Genomic DNA, 16,842 nt, shown 5'->3' on the forward strand with positions numbered 1-16,842 from the left:
GGGGCAGGCGCCTCGCGCGCGCAATGCCCCCGCCGGACTGATCGCAACGGATCAGCGCAGCACTGCCGTACCTGACAAAAAACAGAGGAGACGCTGTGGATACGACCCTGCAGGCAGGAACAAAGATCAGGACGTTCGAGGATGCGACCTATCGCAAGGTGAGCTGGCGGCTGGTGCCATTCCTGATGGTCTGCTTCCTGATCGCTTATCTCGACCGTGTCAACGTAGGTTTTGCCAAGCTCCAGATGTCGCAGCAACTGGGCTTCAGCGAGACCGTCTACGGGCTGGGCGCCGGGATTTTCTTTATCGGCTACTTCCTGTTCGAAGTGCCGAGCAACCTGGCATTGCACAAGTTCGGCGCCAAGATCTGGATCGGCCGGATCATGATCACATGGGGATTACTCTCCGCGTGCTTTGCGTTCGTGCAGACGCCAACCCAGTTCTACACGCTGCGGTTCCTGCTGGGCCTGGCTGAGGCCGGCTTCACGCCAGGCATCGTGTACTACCTGTCGTGCTGGTACCCGTCGCACCGGCGCGCCAAGATCATGGCCATCTACTGCATGGGCTCGCCGCTGTCCGGCATCATCGGCAACCCGCTGTCCGGCTACCTGATGGGCAGCATGGCCGGCGTGGGTGGGCTGGGCGGCTGGCAATGGATGTTCTTCATCGAGGCGGTGCCGGCGGTGTTGCTGGGGTGCTTCTGCTTCTACTACCTGGACAACTCCATTGCCAAGGCCAAGTGGCTGACCAGCGAAGAGAAGCAGGTCCTTGAGCTGGCCAAGACGGAAGACGTCAAGGCGGCGGACCCGCAGGCACGCGTCGGCAAGGTCTTTACCGATCCGCGCGTCTGGCTGATCAGCCTGATCTGCTTCTGCTACGTCACGGGCCAGTACGGCATCACGCTCTGGCTGCCTACGTTCATCAAGTCGACCGGTGTCAGCGACCCGTTCCATATCGGCCTGCTGAGCGCGATTCCGTATATGGCGGCCATTGTCGCGATGTACTTCTTCGGCCGCAGTGCGGACAAGCATCGCGAGCGGCGCTGGCACCTGATCATCCCGTGCATGATGGGGGCGATCGGTTTCCTGGCCTTGCCCTGGGTCATGCACAGCACCGTGCTGTCGCTGGTGTTCCTGTCGATTGCCGCAGCCGGCATCCTGACCTGCACGCCGTTGTTCTGGTCGCTGCCGACGGCTTTCCTGAGCGGCGCGGCGGCGGCCACGGCCATCGCCATGAGCAACTCGATCGGCAACCTCGCGGGCTTTACCAGCGGCTACATGATCGGCTACCTGCGGGACGTGACCCAGAGCGGCAACAGCGCCTACTTCATGATCGCCGGGATGCTGGTCCTTGGCGCCTTCGCGATCTGGACGCTGCCAGCCAAGCTGGTCAACCGATAGCAAGACAAGGCGGGGCGCCGGCACTGTGCCGCGGCCCCGCCTGCCCATAATTTAGCCAACACTTCGCGCGCCCTTGCCGGCGCATGGAAGATCCTCATGACAAACTCATACGAACCGGTGCCGGACGACCCGGACCATCACGCGCCGTTCAGCGTGGTGGAAGCCACCGTGGCCAGCGCGCATGCCGCGATGCGCGACGGCATGCTGACGGCGCGCCAGCTGGCCGGCGCATGCCTGGACCGTATCGCGGCCTATGACCAGAACGGTCCCGCCCTGCGCAGCATCCTTCAGCGCAATCCAAAGGCGCTGGAAGAGGCCGCGCGCCTCGACGCCATGGCCGAGCGCAATCCCGCGCAGCCATTGGCGCCGCTGCATGGCATTCCGGTGCTGGTCAAGGACAACATCGAGTGCGTCGGCATGGAGACCACCGCCGGCGCAGCCTGCCTGCGCGGCAACCGGTCCGCGGACGATGCCTTCATTGTCCGCCGTCTGCGCGAAGCGGGCGCCATCGTCCTGGCCAAGACCAACCTGCACGAACTTGCCTCTGGTGGCGAAACCGTCAGTACCTTGTCTGGCCAGACCCTGAATCCCTATGACCTGACGCGCACGCCCGGCGGTTCCAGCGGCGGGACTGGCGCCGGCATTGCCGCCAGCTTCGGCCTGCTTGGCATCGGCACCGACGGTGTCAATTCGATCCGCTCGCCGGCCTCGGCCAACAACCTGGTCGGCCTGCGCCCGACCATGGGCCTCATCAGCCGGGCCGGGCTGGTCCCCTGCGGGCTGACGCAGGACACCATCGGCCCGATCACCCGCACCGTCGCCGATACGGCGCTGCTGCTCGATGTCATCGCCGGCTATGACCCGGCCGACCCGGTCACCAGCGAGGGCGCGCCCCATATCCCGGCGAGCTATGCCGCCAGCCTTGACCGCGACGGGCTCAAGGGCGCGCGCATCGGCGTGCTGCGCCATTTCTTCGGCGACCAGGATGTGCACCGCCCCGTCAACGCCGTGATGCAGGAAGCGCTGGCCGTCATCGCTGCGCAAGGCGCCGAGCTGATCGCGATCGAAGATGCCATCAGCCCGGACGAGCTGCTGGCGTCCACGCTTGTGCACCACTACGAGATGGAACGCGATCTCGATGCCTATCTGGCGGGGCTGCCCCCCGGCGTGCCGGTGCGATCGATGCAGGACATCATCGCAGCAGGCGGGGTGCATCCCAGCGTGGCGGGAACGCTGACCACCGCAGTGGCCCTGAGCGGGCAGGACGGGGAGTACCGCGAGCGCCTGCAGCGCCAGCAGGCCTTGCGCCAGCGGCTACGGGACCTGATGGCACGGCACCGGCTTGACGCGCTGGCATTTCCGCACCAGCGGCGCCTGGTGGTGCCGGTCGGCGAGACGCAGGCAGACCGCAACGGCGTGCTTGCGTCGGCAACAGGCTTTCCGGCCATCGTCATTCCGGCCGGATTTTCGGCGCCGGACGGCAATGCGCCCCAGGGCGTGCCAGTCGGTCTGGAGTTCTTCGGCCTGCCTTTCACGGAACCCGTGCTGATACGGCTGGCGTATGCGGCCGAGCAGGTCCTGCGCGCGCGCCGTCCGCCGCACTCGACGCCGGCGCTGGAATAAGCGCGCACCGGACGAAGTTTTATTGCTGCTCTACAAACGCCAGCTGATTACGGCGGCGACAAGGTCGCGGACATGCCGCGACAACCTCGAAACGAGGAGGAGACAAAGATGGGCGCAGAAACCGTAGTTCAATCGCCAAATTCCCCACAGCAGCACGAACTCGACCGGGCCATGGACGGCATCGGTGTGACGGCCTCGCACAAGAAGATCATCTTCATGATCATGCTCGGCGTGATGTTCGATGTGTTCGAGCAGAACGCCGTTGGCCTGATCGGCCCCATGTTGCGCGAGCAGTGGGGAATTTCGGTCGCGCAGATCGGCTTTCTCAATACGCTGACCTTCAGTGCTGCCGCGCTGGGACGCATCGGCTCCGGCTATATCGCGGACCGCTACGGCAGGCGCACGATGCTCAGCGCCAACCTGCTGCTGTTCACGCTGGGCGCCGTCATTTGCGCGCTGGCGCCGAACTACGGGGTACTGGCGGCGGGCCGCTTTATCGTCGGCATCGGCCTGGGCGGGGAGATCTCGATCGCCGTCACCATGCTGGCTGAACTTTGCTCGACCCGCTTCCGCGGTACCGCGGTGGGCCTGGTCAGCGTGGGCAGCGGCGGATTCGGGAATATGCTGGCGCCGGCCTTTGGCCTGGCGGTCTTCGCCATGTTCCCGGGCCCGGACAGCTGGCGCTGGCTCTTTGCCTGCCTGGTGCTGCCGGCATTCTTCGTCGTGTTCTACCGGCGCTTCATCCCGGAGACGCCGCGCTTCCTGTTGTCCAAGGGTCGCGTGGACGAGGCCAACCGGGTGCTGTCGGTGCTTGCATCGGGCCGCCTGGGCAAGCTCGATGGCGAGCCGACGCCGTATATCAAGGCTGCAATGCAGGATGAGGCCCCGCGCGCCAAGGTTCGGTTGAGTGATATCTTCAAGGGCCGGCTGGGACGACGCACGATCGCGCTGGGCATCGCGGTGTCCATGACCTATGGCGCGCAGATCTCGGTGCTGACGTTGATGCCGACCATCCTGATGTCGCAGGGCTACACCATCTCCAAGAGCTTCCTCTTCACCATGGTGATGCAGAGTGGCAGCTTGTTCGGCGCGCTCGCGGCCTCGTACTGCGGCTATCACATTCCGCGCAAGCGGGTGCTGACCGTGGGCGCGGGGCTGGCCTGCGCGGCCGGGCTGTGCTTCGGTTTCCTGACGTTTAACGTGGCGCTGGTGCTGCTGTTCGGCGCGGCCTTTACGTTCTGCGTGGTGTTGCTGAACACCTCGATCTGGATCTTCGCGCCGGAGCAGTATCCTACCCACGTGCGTGCGTTCGGCACGTCGCTGATCCTGGCGCTCGGCACGCTGGCGGGGGCGCTGACGCCGCTGGTCAGTGGGCGCGTGTTCGAAACCTACGGCGTTGGCGGGATGTTCAGCATGCTCGCGGCCATGTACGCCGTGTTTGCGCTGAGCGTGCAGTTCGCGCCGGAAACCTTCGGACGCGCCATGGGCGAGACCGCTGCCGACGACGACGCCGTGCCGGCGGTCAACGGCAGTACCGCCAGCGCAAGCGGCTCCTGAGACCGGTCCGCGCCCGGCGGCGTGCGCGCGCGCTTGCCGGGAGCGGTTCACCGGGTGATATTCATCCCTCATTCAAGGAAATACCCAAGGCATGACAGCATCCAATATTGACCGCGTCGCGCAGGCCCTGCTCAGCGCGCGGCGTGAACATCGCTGCGCCGATGCGGAGCCGTTCGCCACCGCGCTTGAGAACGCAGACCAGGCCTACGCCGTGCAGTCCATCGTAGCGCGTTCGCTGGGCTGGCAAGAGGCCGGCGCCGGCTACTGGAAATCCGGCGGGGCGTCACGCGAGGCCACGCTGACCCATGCGCAGCTTCCGTCAGCCGGCGTGTGGAGCAGCCCCGCGCACGCCGGCGACTGGCCCTTCACATGGCGCGGCATCGAGGCCGAGATTGCGTTGCGGCTAGGGCAGGGCGTCGACGCCGAGCAAGCGGCCAGCCTGGATTATGCCGGCGCGGCCGCGCTGGTCGAGGCGATGGCCGTGTCCATTGAAGTCGTCGATTCGCGCTGGCAGCAGTACGTGGCCGCGCCCGCACTGCTGAAGCTGGCCGACTTGCAGGCCCATGGTGCGCTGGTGCTGGGAGCGTGGCGCGACTATGCCGCGCGGGACTGGGCAACACAGCATTGCCGGGTGCAGATCGGCGCGGAAACGATCGAGCGCCGCGGCACCCATGCGCTGGGCGATCCGGCCTATGGACTGGTCGCCTGGCTGCGCCACGCCACGCGCGAAGGGCAGCGCGTGGAGGCCGGCACGGTCGTCACCACGGGCACCTGGGTCGGCATCCTGGACGCATCCGCGGGCGACCTGGTGACCGCGGAGTTCGATGGCATCGGCCAGGCCTCGTTCCAGCTCTGAGGACAACTGAGCGGAGCGCGGGGCGTCAGCTACGGAAGCCGACGCCCTGCATGATGAGCCGCAGCACCCACGCGGCCACGCCGAGTGCCGCCACGCTGGCGGCCCAGATCAGCACCAGCCAGCCGACGCGGCGCAGCCAGCTGTCGTTGCCGGCGCTCTTGCCAGTCCCCGGACCTGAGCGCTGGGTATCCATCAGTGGTAGCCCTCGCCGTGGCGAACCTTGCCGCGGAACACGTAGTAGGCCCACACCGTGTACATCAGGATGAAGGGGATGATGAACAGCGCCCCCACCAGCGCAAAGCCCTGGCTTTGCGGCGGCGCCGCGGCGTCCCAGATCGAGATCCCCGGCGGGATGATGTTGGGCCAGACGCTGATCGCCAGCCCGCTGTAGCCCAGGAACACCAGCCCCAGTGCGTACATGAACGGCGAGATATCGGGCTCGCGCCGCAGCGCGCGCATCAGCATGAACATGCACAGCGCCACCAGGATCGGCACCGGTGAGAACCAGAACAGATTGGGCAGGCTGAACCAGCGCTCGGCAATCTCGGGGTGTGTCAGCGGCGTCCACAGGCTGATCACGGCGATCACCGCCAGCAGCAGCCACGCCAGCGTGCCGGTGAGCCTGATCATGCGCTGCTGCAGGTCGCCCTCGGTCTTCATGATGAGCCAGGTGCTGCCCAGCACCGTGTAGGCCACCATCAGCCCGACGCCGCAGAACAGCGGGAACGGCGTGAGCCAGTCCAGCGGCCCGCCGGCAAAGCGGTGGCCATCCAGCTTGATGCCGTCGATATAGGCGCCCAGCGCCACGCCCTGGAAGAACGCGGCCGTGGCCGAGCCCAGGATGAAGGAGGCGTCCCACACCGGGCGTTCGCGGTCGTTGGCCTTGAAGCGGAATTCGAACGCCACGCCGCGGAAGATCAGGCCCAGGAGCATCAGCATCAGCGGCAGGTAGAGCGCGCTCAGCACCACCGAATACGCCAGCGGGAACGCCGCCAGCAGTCCGGCGCCGCCCAGCACCAGCCAGGTCTCGTTGCCGTCCCAGACCGGCGCCACCGTGTTCATCATCACGTCGCGGTCATGCCGGTCCGGCACGAACGGATAGAGCATGCCGATGCCCAGGTCGAAGCCGTCCATCACCACGTACATCATCACGCCAAAGAAGATGATGACGATCCAGAGAAGCGAAAGGTCGATGCCCATGGTGTCAGCTCCGGGTGCGTGCAGTGGTGGCGGGGGCGAGTACTTCATCGTCATCCACCGCTGACAATGGCCGCGCCGGCGTATGCTCGCGGCCGGGGCCGCCTTCCTGCCTGGGCGCTTCCATGGCCGGACCCTTGCGCACCAGCCGCATCATGTAGGCGATGCCCACGCCAAACACAAAGACGTACGCCACCACGAAGATCCCCAGCGTCACCGCCAGCTCGGGCATGCCGTGCGGCGACACCGCGTCGGCGGTGCGCTGCAGTCCGTAGACCACCCATGGCTGGCGCCCGATCTCGGTCGTGAACCAGCCTGCCAGGATGGCGATCAGGCCCGTGGGTCCCATCCATAGCGCCATGCGCAGGAAGCCGCGGGACTGGTAGATGCGCTCGCCCCGGCGCAGCAGCAGGCTCCACAGGCCCAGCAGGATCATCAGCAGACCCAGCCCCACCATGACGCGGAACGACCAGAACAGGATGGTGGAATTGGGCCGGTCCTGCGGCGCGAACTCTTTCAGGCCCTTGATCTGCCCGTCCCAGGTATGGGTCAGGATCAGGCTGCCCAGGCGCGGCACCTCAACCGCGAAGCGCGTTTCTTCGCGCTTCATGTCGGGCCAGCCGAACAGCAGCAGCGGCAAGCCTTCATTGCCCTGGTTTTCCCAGTGGCCCTCCAGCGCGGCGATCTTGGCGGGCTGGTGCTTGAGCGTGTTCAGGCCGTGCATGTCGCCGATGACGGCCTGGATCGGCGCGACGATCAGCAGCATCCACATTGCCATCGACAGCATCTTGCGGATGGCGGGGTTGTCGCGCCCGCGCAGCAGATGCCAGGCGGCGGACGCGCCGACGAACAGCGCCGTGGCCAGGAATGCGGCCACGCTCATATGCACCAGGCGGTAGGGGAACGACGGGTTGAAGATGACTTCGAACCAGTTGGTCGGCACCACGCGGCCGTTGATGATCTCGAACCCCGCCGGCGTCTGCATCCAGCTGTTGGAGGCCAGGATCCACGTGGCCGAGATCAGCGTGCCGAGCGCCACCATCACCGTGGCAAAGAAATGCAGCCCCGGACCGACGCGGTTCCAGCCGAACAGCATCACGCCCAGGAAGCCCGCTTCCAGGAAGAAGGCGGTCAGCACTTCATAGGTCAGCAGCGGCCCGGTGATGCTGCCCGCGAACTCCGAGAAAAAGCTCCAGTTGGTGCCGAACTGGTAGGCCATCACCAGCCCGGACACCACCCCCATGCCGAAATTGACGGCAAAGATCTTGGACCAGAAGTGATAGAGGTCGCGGTAATGCGGGCGCTGCGTGCGCAGCCAGCAGCCTTCCAGCACCGCCAGGTAGGCGGCCAGGCCGATGGTGATCGCCGGAAAAATGATGTGGAAGGAAATCGTGAAGGCAAACTGGGTGCGGGCGAGGTCTAGCGCGGTCAAACCAAACATTGTTGTTCTGTTCCATAAAATCTGCTCAAAGTTGAGCATTGGATTTATCCGCACTTCGTTGACGCGGCTTGCGCCGCCCAACTGAAGCCGCTTGACGCTCAGTTGCGCCGGAGGAACGCGCGAGCAGAATCTGCTTCACCTGGAGGTGAGGCATATACCGGGTGATCTCCCGGTCGTGGATCCTGTTCCGCACGTTCCGCGCAGCATTGGTATCCGCCTGAAGAACGTCCCCGTTGGTACGGTAAAACTTGTCGCCCCTGCGCTTGCCTTCGAGCAAGCGCGTGAACGAGTCCATTTGCGACGTGTAGGCGGCGTTGACGACGACGTGTGTCGCTCCACGCTGCGTGCAAACTTCATCGAGCGCTTGAGCCAGTACCCCCTTAGCCCATGCGCTCATGCGGCGGTTGTAGTTCCGCCACTGACTCCTCCCCTTGATGGGCGATGTGAGATCTTCCGAACCGACCACTGCCGCCTTGTCCACGATGGTATGGGCGCACTGGTAGGCAATCGTGCGCAACTGCTGCTGCGTGCGGTCCCTGCGCGCCTGCAGTTTCACGCGTCCGAGGTTGCACTTCCTGATGCGCTCGGCCTTGGCGATGCGCCCGGCTTTGCGATGGGCTTTTTCGAGGGCATGCAGCCGGTTCCGTGCTTTCCCGGTCTTCGAAACCTGGTCGCTGTAAGCGCTCAGCACGGCGCCGAAGGTCTGACCATGATGCTCGCCATCGGAGTCAGCGAAGGCCTCGGTATAGCCTTTGTCGACGCCAATTTCCCCTGTACCGCAGGGGCGCCCTTCGGCCTTCGCAGTAGCGTAGTGGATTTCGACCGCGTCACCCTTCACGATCACACGCAGGTTGCAACCCGTGAGGTCCACGTTCTTGCCGTTGTTGTTTGTCAGGAGCTCGATCGAAGGGCCATACTGCCTGGCGATGTGTATGGTGATGACCAGGTGCCCGTCTCTGACGCGGCTCTCATGCTTGTCCGAGCGGACGATGAACTGATTGCCGCAACTCGAAACGCCGTGCCGAAAGTGCTTGCGCATCATCCGGTGCAGGTACTTGTCTTCGAGCCATTTGTCACGTTTGAGCAGGGTATAGAGCCGCTTTCGCTCTGCCTCGTCGGAGGTCCGCTTCGCGATGGCTTGTCGCACCTTCGCGCATGCGGCCGCCTTGTATGTCAGGATGTCGTTGACGGCGTCCTTCGTGGTCTCGGCTCGGATCGTGCCATCCACCGCGAGCGACGCATACCAGCCGCCAGCAGTCACTTCCTTGCGGATGTCGGCCGCACTCTTGCCGACGTTCCCCAGCGCACCGTAGCGACGCCAGAGGTCCGCTCGGACGAACGCCATCGCCCTGCACACCGCGCGAAGCGCAGACGCGCACGACGACGTCGCATAGAGAGTGCGGGTGACGGTTGTCATTCCAGAATTTCCTTCGGTTCCTTGCTACCCGGTTAGTCTTCCTTGATCTGCTTTTTGTACTTGCGCAGGCCGTCCAGGCGGCATGAGAACGTCTGGACGATGGCAAGCAGGTCCTCAACCATTTCCTGCTCTGGCGACAGCGATTCCTGATTGACCACGATGATCTCGCAACCGTTCCCGCGCGCAAGATGGTCGAGCAGGTCGAATCCGAAGCGAACGAGCCTAAGGCAAAGCGCGCCGGGGCGCGGGCCGTGGGCGCGTGCGGTAAAGCGTAGTGTACGCCGCGCACGCAGCAAAGGGTGGCGTTGCTGCCGGTGGCGCACGGGTGACATATCGCCGCACCCTGTGCCGCCGACGCCGCTTTACGCAGCCCGATGCCTTTGTCGATGGTCATCATGCTAACGGAGCCGCGACGAACGTAACAGCATCACATCATTGATAAAATACCGTATCAGTTTTGCGCGGCGCAGCAGAGGCAGTGGCTGACAAACCGGGCAAAGAAGTGCATAGTCATGCGCTTCCCCGAAGCCCTCGAACATCGCGTCCGCCACTGCCTGACGCGGCCCCGCTTGCCATGGATTCCACCTTGATGATCGTGATTGCCGGCGCCGCCGTGGCCGGCTTTGTCCAGGGGCTTTCGGGCTTTGCCTTCGGCATGGTGGCAATGTCGTTCTGGGCCTGGGCGATCGAGCCGCGGCTGGCCGCGGCCATGACCGTGTTCGGCGCGCTGACGGGCCAACTGCTGGCGGCGGCGTCGGTCCGGCGCGGGCTGTCGTGGCGGCGGCTGTGGCCGTTCGTGGCCGGCGGCGTGGCCGGTATTCCGCTGGGCGTGGCGGTCCTGCCGATGCTCGATGCGCAGTGGATGAAGGCCGTGCTCGGCGGCTTCCTGACGCTGTGGTGCCCGGTGATGCTGATGGCGCGGCGGCTGCCGCATATCGGCGTGGGCGGGCGCGTGGCCGATGGCGTGGCCGGTGCGGCCGGCGGCATGATGGGCGGGATCGGCGGCTTTACCGGCGTGATTCCCACGCTGTGGTGCACGCTGCGCGGCTTCGACAAGGACGAGCAGCGCGCGGTGATCCAGAACTTCAACCTTGCTACGCTGGCCATGACCATGGCCGCCTATGTCGGCAAGGGCATCGTCACGCGCGAGATGCTGCCGATGTTCCTGGTGGTGGCGCCCGCGATGCTGGTGCCCACGCTGCTGGGCACGCGGCTCTATCTGGGGATCAGCGAGGCCACCTTCCGCAAGATCGTGCTGACGCTGCTGACCGTCTCCGGCGTGGCGCTGCTGGCCACATCGGTGCCGGTGTTGATGGGGCGTGCCGCCGGTTAGACGGTCCTGATCCGCGCCGCGGCCTCGCGCAGGCATTCCACCAGCTGGTCGGTGCTGAGCGACGGCGCCCGCTCTCGCAATGTGATGATGCCGACCGGCGGCAGGTCGACCGGCACGGCCATCTTCAGCACGTGCAACTGGCCTTCCTCCTGCAACGACAGGGCCACCGACTCAGCCATGAAGGCGGCCGCCCCACGCTGGCCGATAAAGGTGGCCTGGGCCAGGTAGGACGAGGTCTCGATCACATCCTGCGGCGGATGCAGGCCGTGGCGATAGAACGCCTGTTCGATCTTCACCCGCAACGATGCCCACGGCGGCGGCAGCACGCACGGCATCGCGGCCAGGTCGGCCCAGTTGGGCCGGGCTTTGCGCGCCAGCTTGTGGCCGCGCCGGACCACCACTACCATCGGTTCATCGTAGAGCGCCTCGGTCAGCAGATCCGGTGCGGCATAGCCGGGCTCCAGCCGGCCCACGATCAGGTCGAGTTCGCGCAGGCGCAACTTGGGCAGCAGGTGGGTCAGGTCGCCTTCCTCCACCAGCACGGTGGCGCGCGCGTGGCGCTCCTTGAGCGCGCCAACGGCCTGTGCCAGCAGCACCGGCAGCGCCGCGCCCATCGAGCCCACGCGGATGCGGCCGGAGGCGCCACTCTGCACCGCGGCGATCTCGTCGCGGGTCTGCTCGTACTGGGCCAGCACCGAGCGCGCAAAACGCACCAGCGATTCACCGGCGGGGGTGGGCTCGGTGCCACGGGTGGAGCGCGTGAACAGCGCCAGCCCCAGCATCTTCTCGACTTCGGTCAGCACCTTGGATACCGCCGGCTGGCTCACGGAGAGGAACTCCGCGGTGCGCCCCAGGTGGCGGAATTCATCCAGCGCCACCAGCAATTGCAGGTGGCGCAGCTTGATATTGGAGCGCAGCGCGCGGTCGATCTGTACCATACCGGCAGTCTACTTAACCTTAGTGTTATGAAGCAATGCCGATTATCGATTGGATTGTTATGTTCAGGGGCGACAGAATGCGGGCATGACGTGGCTGGCTGCGCCGGTCCCGCCGATAATCAAAGCATCGGAGACACCCGCAAATGACCCAAGGATTCCCCATCGATTCCAGGCGCCGCCGCCTGCTCATCGGAGCCGCAGCGGGTGCTGCCGCGGGCGCCGCCGGCGTGCTGTTGCCTGCTGCGCGGGCGCTGGCCGCCGAGTATCCCGAGCGTCCCATCACCTTCATTTGCCCCTGGCCGGTCGGCGGCACTGCCGATCAGTCGATGCGCGCGCTGTGCCAGTTGGCCGGCGGCATCCTCAAGCAGTCGATCGTAGTGGAAAACCGCGCCGGCGCCTCCGGCATGATTGGCACCAAGGCCCTGGCGCGCGCCAATCCGGACGGCTACACCATCGGCCAGATCCCGATTTCGGTCACGCGCTTTTCGCAGCTCGGCATGCTGCAGCTGGACCCGCGCACCGAGCTGACCTACCTGGCGCGCACCTCGGGCCAGACCTTCGGCATCGCCGTGCCGGCCAATTCGCGTTTCAAGACGCTCAAGGACGTGGTGGCGGCCGCCAAGGCCAGCCCCGGCAAGATCACCTATGCGCACGCCGGCATCGGCGGCGCGACCCACGTCGGCATGGAGCAGTTCGCACTGGCCGCCGGCGTGCAGTTCAATGCGATCGCCTACAAGGGCGGCGCCCAGGCGCTGCAGGACGTGCTGGCCGGGCAGGTGGACCTGCTGGCCGATTCCAGCTCATGGGCGCCGCACGTGGAAGCCGGCAAGGCGCGCCTGCTGGCCACCTGGGGCGAACAGCGCGCGACGCGCTTCAAGGACACACCCACGCTCAAGGAGCTGGGCTACAACGTGGTGGTGGAAGCGCCCAACGGCATCGGCGCGCCCAAGGGCCTGCCGCCCGCCGTGGAAAAGAAGCTGCGCGACGCCTTCCGTGTCGCGGTGGCAAGCAACGAATTCAAGCAAGTGGCGGCGCGCCTGGATGCGCCCGTGATGTACCTGGACGGTCCTGAGTACAAGAAGTACGTGGCCAGCGTCTATGACCAGGAAACCCAGCTGATCCAGCGCCTCAAGCTGAAAGAACTGTTGCAGCAAAGCTGATCGCCGCCTAAGCCTAAGCCCAGGGCCAAATCCAAGTGAATCCCAATCCCGTTATCCGCCTGCACGCCAACGACAACGTGCTGGTCGCCCGCAGCGACCTCAGCCTTGGCCAGCAGCTGGCCGATCCCGCCGTGCGCGTGCGCGCGCAGGTGCCGGCCGGCCACAAGATCGCGGCCTGCGCCATCGCGGCCGGCACGCCGGTGCGCAAGTTCGACACCGTCATCGGCGTGGCCGCGCGCGATATCGCCCAGGGCGACCACGTGCATTCGCACAACCTGACGCTGGTCGACTTCTACCGCGATCCGGCGTTCTGCCAGGACGTGCGGCCGGTGGACTACGTGCCCGAGGCCCAACGCGCCACCTTCAACGGCTTTGTGCGCCCGGACGGGCGCGTGGGCACACGCAATTTCATCGGCATCCTGTCGTCGGTCAATTGCTCGTCCACCGTGATCCGCCAGATTGCGGCGCATTTCACGCCGCAGCGGCTGGCGGCGTATCCGAATGTCGATGGCGTGGTGGCCTTCGCGCAGACCAGCGGCTGCGGCATGTCGTCGCCGAGCGAGCATTTCGACGTGCTGCGCCGCACGCTGGCCGGCTACGCGCGCCATCCCAACCTGGCCGGCGTGCTGATCGTCGGCCTGGGCTGCGAGCGCAACCAGGTGGCGTCGCTGGTGGAATCGCAGGGGCTGGAGCCTGGCCCCGCGGTGCATATGCTGGTGATGCAGGACAGCGGCGGCACGCGCGCCACCATCGCGGCCGGCATCCGCGCAATCGAATCGATGCTGCCCGTGGCCAATGCCGCGGTGCGCCAGCCGGTATCCGCCAGCCACTTGAAGATCGGGCTGGAATGCGGGGGCTCGGATGGCTTTTCCGGCATCAGCGCCAACCCGGCGCTGGGCGCGGCGATGGATATCCTGGTGCGCCATGGCGGCACCGCCATCCTGTCCGAGACGCCGGAGATCCACGGCGTGGAGTTCATGCTGACGCGCCGCGCGGTGACGCCCGAGGTCGGCCAGAAACTGCTGGACCGCCTGGCCTGGTGGGAGCGCTACACCGCCGGCCACAACGCGCAGTTCAACGGCGTGGTCGGCCACGGCAACCAGCAGGGTGGCCTGGCCAATATCTTCGAAAAGTCGCTGGGCTCGGCCATGAAGGGCGGCACCACGCCGCTGCAGGCGGTGTACGAGTACGCCGAGCCGATCGACCAGGCCGGCTTTGTCTTCATGGACTCGCCCGGTTATGACCCGGTGGCCGTCACCGGCCAGATCGCCAGCGGCGCCAACCTGATCTGCTTTACCACCGGCCGCGGTTCGATGTTCGGCTCCAAGCCGGCGCCGACAATCAAGCTGGCTTCCAACTCGGCGATGTACAACCGTTTGGAAGAAGACATGGACATCAACTGCGGCCTGGTGCTAGACGGCGAACTGAGTGTGCCGCAGATGGGCCAGCGGATCTTCGAGCATATCCTGCGCGCGGCCTCCGGCGAGCCGACCAAGAGCGAGGCGCTGGGCCTGGGCGACAACGAGTTCGTGCCGTGGCACCTCGGCATCGTCAGTTAAGCCGCCTCCTGCAAATCTCTCCCTCTACACTTATGCCGACGCTTTCCGAGCAAGCGCTGCTGCGCAGCCAGAACCTGATTGACGACCGCTGGCGCGATGCCGGCCTTGGCGCCCGCCTGCCGGTCACCGACCCTGCCACCGGCGAGACCTTCGCCAACGTGCCGGACAGCGATGCCGGCGATGCCCGCCTTGCCGTCGATGCCGCCGCGGCTGCGTTCCCGGCCTGGAGCCGCCGGCCCGCGCGCGAGCGTGCCCAGTTGCTCAAGCGCTGGCATGCGCTGATCCTCACGCACCAGGAAGACCTGGCGCGCATCATCTCGACCGAGCAGGGCAAGCCCTTGAAGGAAGCGCGCGGCGAGGTGCAGTATGGCGCGTCGTATGTGGAGTGGTTCGCCGAAGAGGCCACCCGCATCTGCGGCGATATCGTCGCCGAAGCCGTGCCGGGCCGCAAACTGCTGGTGCTGAAGGAGCCGGTGGGCGTAGTCGCGGCGATCACGCCGTGGAACTTCCCGCTGGCGATGATTGCCCGCAAGATCGCCCCCGCGCTGGCCGCTGGCTGCACGGTGGTGGCCAAGCCCGCCGAGGACACGCCGCTGACCGCGCTGGCGCTGGTGTGGCTGGCGCAGCAGGCCGGCATGCCCGCCGGCGTCATCAACATCGTCACCGCCTCACGCGAGCACACGCCGGGCGTGGTCGACGCCTGGCTGGCCGACAGCCGCGTGCGCAAGATCACGTTCACGGGCTCGACGCCGGTGGGCAAGCACCTGGCGCGGGAATCGGCCGCCACTCTGAAGAAGCTGTCGCTGGAACTGGGCGGCAACGCGCCCTTTATCGTCTTCGAGGACGCCGACCTCGATGCCGCGGTCGATGGCCTGATGGCGTCCAAGTTCCGCAATGGCGGCCAGACCTGCGTCTGCCCGAACCGGGTCTACGTACATGACGCCGTGCACGACGCCTTTGTCGAGCGCCTGGCACAGCGCGTCGGCGCGCTCCACGTCGGCCCGGCCACCGAAGACGCCGCGCAGATCGGCCCCATGATCAATGCCCGCGCCGTCGACAAGATCGCGCGCCATGTGGAAGACGCCATCGCCAGGGGCGCGCGCGTGGTCACCGGCGGCAAGCGCGTGCGCACCGCCGACGGCCCGCACTACTACGCGCCGACGGTGCTGGTCGATGCGACCCCCGCGATGGAGCTGTCGTGCGAAGAGACCTTCGGCCCGGTCGCGCCGGTCTTTCGCTTCCGCGATGAAGCCGAGGTGATCCGCGACGCCAACGACACCCCGTTCGGCCTGGCCGCCTACTACTACTCCAACGACATCCGCCGCATCTGGCGCGTGGCGCAGGCGCTGGAAACCGGCATGGTCGGCATCAACGAGGGCGCGATCGCGGCCGAGGCCGCGCCGTTCGGCGGCGTCAAGGAATCGGGCTACGGGCGCGAGGGTTCGCGCCACGGGTTGGACGACTACATGCATACCAAGTACCTTTGCCAGGGCCAGCTCGGCTGAAGCGCCGGGCCCATCGATCCTCGAACCGGAACACTCCATGCCCGCAAACAATCCCTTCAAGAATGCACTGGCCGCGCGCCAGGCGCAGATCGGCCTGTGGCTGTCGATGGCGACGCCGTACCTGGCCGAAGTGTCGGCCACCGCAGGCTTTGACTGGCTGCTGATCGACGGCGAGCACGCCCCCAACGACCTGCGCTCGACGCTGCACGCACTGCAGGCGGTGGCGCCATACCCGGTCCAGCCCGTGGTGCGCGCCGTGGCCGGCGAAGTGCCGCTGATCAAGCAGCTGCTCGATATCGGCGCCCGCAGCCTGCTGGTGCCGATGGTCGATACCGCGGAACAGGCCCGCGCGCTGGTCAGCGCCACGCGCTACCCGCCGCAAGGCATCCGCGGCGTGGGCAGCGCGATTGCGCGCGCCTCGCAGTGGAGCGCCCGCACCGACTACCTCGACGTGGCCGACGACGAGATCTGCCTGCTGGTGCAGGCCGAAACCGTCACCGCATTGCAGAACCTGGAAGCGATCTGCGCGGTGGACGGCGTCGACGGCGTCTTCATCGGCCCGGCCGACCTGGCAGCGTCAATGGGCTACCGCGGCCGCCCCGGCCATCCGCAGGTGCAGGCCGCCATCGAAGGCGCGATGCGCACCATCGTCGCCAGCGGCAAGGCCGCCGGCACGCTGACGTCGGACCCGGCGCTGGCACGCCGCTACCTCGACCTGGGCTGCACCTTCGTGGCCACCGGCGTAGACGTTATGATCTACGCCAACGCCGCGCGCAGGCTTGCCGCATCGTTCCGTGACCTGCCGTCGGACGCCTCCGCCGACAAGCCCTCCGCCGCGTACTGACCCGAATCTCCT

At 66.4% G+C, this 16,842-nt stretch carries 14 protein-coding genes and 1 pseudogene; 9 read left to right on the forward strand and 6 right to left on the reverse strand.

The genetic code is table 11. The annotated features are described in order from the left end of the window. The first annotated feature begins 95 nt into the window (after window positions 1–95). The 4 genes from DN412_RS09375 to DN412_RS09390 all read left to right on the forward strand — a co-directional run bounded on the left by DN412_RS09375 (window position 96) and on the right by DN412_RS09390 (window position 5,436). Entirely contained in the window at window positions 96–1,400 is a 1,305-nt protein-coding gene (locus DN412_RS09375; protein ID WP_115014244.1) for an MFS transporter, read from the forward strand. A gap of 96 nt (window positions 1,401–1,496) precedes the next feature. Beyond that, the gene (locus DN412_RS09380; protein WP_115014246.1) at window positions 1,497–3,023 is read left to right on the forward strand and encodes an amidase family protein; all 1,527 of its coding nucleotides are present in this window, start codon (window positions 1,497–1,499) and stop codon (window positions 3,021–3,023) included. 108 nt (window positions 3,024–3,131) lie between these two features. Then, a complete protein-coding gene (locus DN412_RS09385; RefSeq protein ID WP_115014248.1) occupies window positions 3,132–4,580 on the forward strand; it encodes an MFS transporter in 1,449 nt (482 codons plus the stop codon). Between the two features lie 91 nt (window positions 4,581–4,671). Continuing rightward, window positions 4,672–5,436 carry a fumarylacetoacetate hydrolase family protein gene (locus tag DN412_RS09390; protein WP_115014250.1) on the forward strand — a complete coding sequence of 255 codons (765 nt, stop codon included), beginning with the start codon at window positions 4,672–4,674 and terminating at the stop codon, window positions 5,434–5,436. 25 nt (window positions 5,437–5,461) lie between these two features. Here DN412_RS09390 and DN412_RS09395 read toward each other — a convergent pair whose 3' ends face one another. From DN412_RS09395 to DN412_RS09415, 5 genes and pseudogenes are all read right to left on the reverse strand, one after another. Beyond that, window positions 5,462–5,629, reverse strand: a complete 168-nt coding sequence (locus DN412_RS09395; RefSeq protein WP_115014252.1) for a DUF2474 domain-containing protein — start codon at window positions 5,627–5,629, stop codon at window positions 5,462–5,464. Beyond that, a complete protein-coding gene (gene cydB, locus DN412_RS09400; protein WP_078199970.1) occupies window positions 5,629–6,636 on the reverse strand; it encodes a cytochrome d ubiquinol oxidase subunit II in 1,008 nt (335 codons plus the stop codon). Before cydB ends, DN412_RS09395 begins: the two co-directional genes overlap by 1 nt. Before the next feature lie 4 nt (window positions 6,637–6,640). Then, entirely contained in the window at window positions 6,641–8,074 is a 1,434-nt protein-coding gene (locus DN412_RS09405; RefSeq protein WP_115014253.1) for a cytochrome ubiquinol oxidase subunit I, read from the reverse strand. A gap of 25 nt (window positions 8,075–8,099) precedes the next feature. Beyond that, the gene (locus DN412_RS09410) at window positions 8,100–9,491 is read right to left on the reverse strand and encodes a transposase (RefSeq protein WP_115014255.1); all 1,392 of its coding nucleotides are present in this window, start codon (window positions 9,489–9,491) and stop codon (window positions 8,100–8,102) included. Between the two features lie 32 nt (window positions 9,492–9,523). Beyond that, a pseudogene (locus DN412_RS09415) lies at window positions 9,524–9,715 on the reverse strand (IS607 family transposase); the annotation flags it as partial. Between the two features lie 350 nt (window positions 9,716–10,065). Here DN412_RS09415 and DN412_RS09420 point away from each other — a divergent pair. Further along, window positions 10,066–10,824: a sulfite exporter TauE/SafE family protein gene (locus DN412_RS09420; RefSeq protein ID WP_115014257.1), complete on the forward strand. Its 759-nt coding sequence runs from the start codon at window positions 10,066–10,068 to the stop codon at window positions 10,822–10,824. Here DN412_RS09420 and DN412_RS09425 read toward each other — a convergent pair. Further along, window positions 10,821–11,762 carry a LysR substrate-binding domain-containing protein gene (locus DN412_RS09425; RefSeq protein WP_115014258.1) on the reverse strand — a complete coding sequence of 314 codons (942 nt, stop codon included), beginning with the start codon at window positions 11,760–11,762 and terminating at the stop codon, window positions 10,821–10,823. The two genes, DN412_RS09420 and DN412_RS09425, sit on opposite strands and share 4 nt — an antisense overlap. Window positions 11,763–11,905: 143 nt before the next feature. Between DN412_RS09425 and DN412_RS09430 the strand changes: the two genes are divergently transcribed. From DN412_RS09430 to hpaI, 4 genes are read left to right on the forward strand one after another with little or no spacing between them, the layout of a single operon-like run. Beyond that, on the forward strand, window positions 11,906–12,922 hold the full coding sequence (locus DN412_RS09430) for a tripartite tricarboxylate transporter substrate binding protein (protein WP_115014260.1): 1,017 nt from the start codon (window positions 11,906–11,908) through the stop codon (window positions 12,920–12,922). 35 nt (window positions 12,923–12,957) lie between these two features. Next, window positions 12,958–14,481 carry a UxaA family hydrolase gene (locus DN412_RS09435; RefSeq protein WP_115014262.1) on the forward strand — a complete coding sequence of 508 codons (1,524 nt, stop codon included), beginning with the start codon at window positions 12,958–12,960 and terminating at the stop codon, window positions 14,479–14,481. Window positions 14,482–14,513: 32 nt separating this feature from the next. After that, window positions 14,514–15,986: an NAD-dependent succinate-semialdehyde dehydrogenase gene (locus DN412_RS09440; RefSeq protein WP_115014264.1), complete on the forward strand. Its 1,473-nt coding sequence runs from the start codon at window positions 14,514–14,516 to the stop codon at window positions 15,984–15,986. A 37-nt stretch (window positions 15,987–16,023) separates the two neighbouring features. Then, on the forward strand, window positions 16,024–16,830 hold the full coding sequence (hpaI, locus tag DN412_RS09445; protein WP_115014266.1) for a 4-hydroxy-2-oxoheptanedioate aldolase: 807 nt from the start codon (window positions 16,024–16,026) through the stop codon (window positions 16,828–16,830). Window positions 16,831–16,842 lie beyond the last annotated feature (12 nt).

Origin of the sequence: Cupriavidus lacunae, from assembly GCF_003353055.1 — a bacterium.
Classification (GTDB): Bacteria; Pseudomonadota; Gammaproteobacteria; order Burkholderiales; family Burkholderiaceae; genus Cupriavidus; species Cupriavidus lacunae.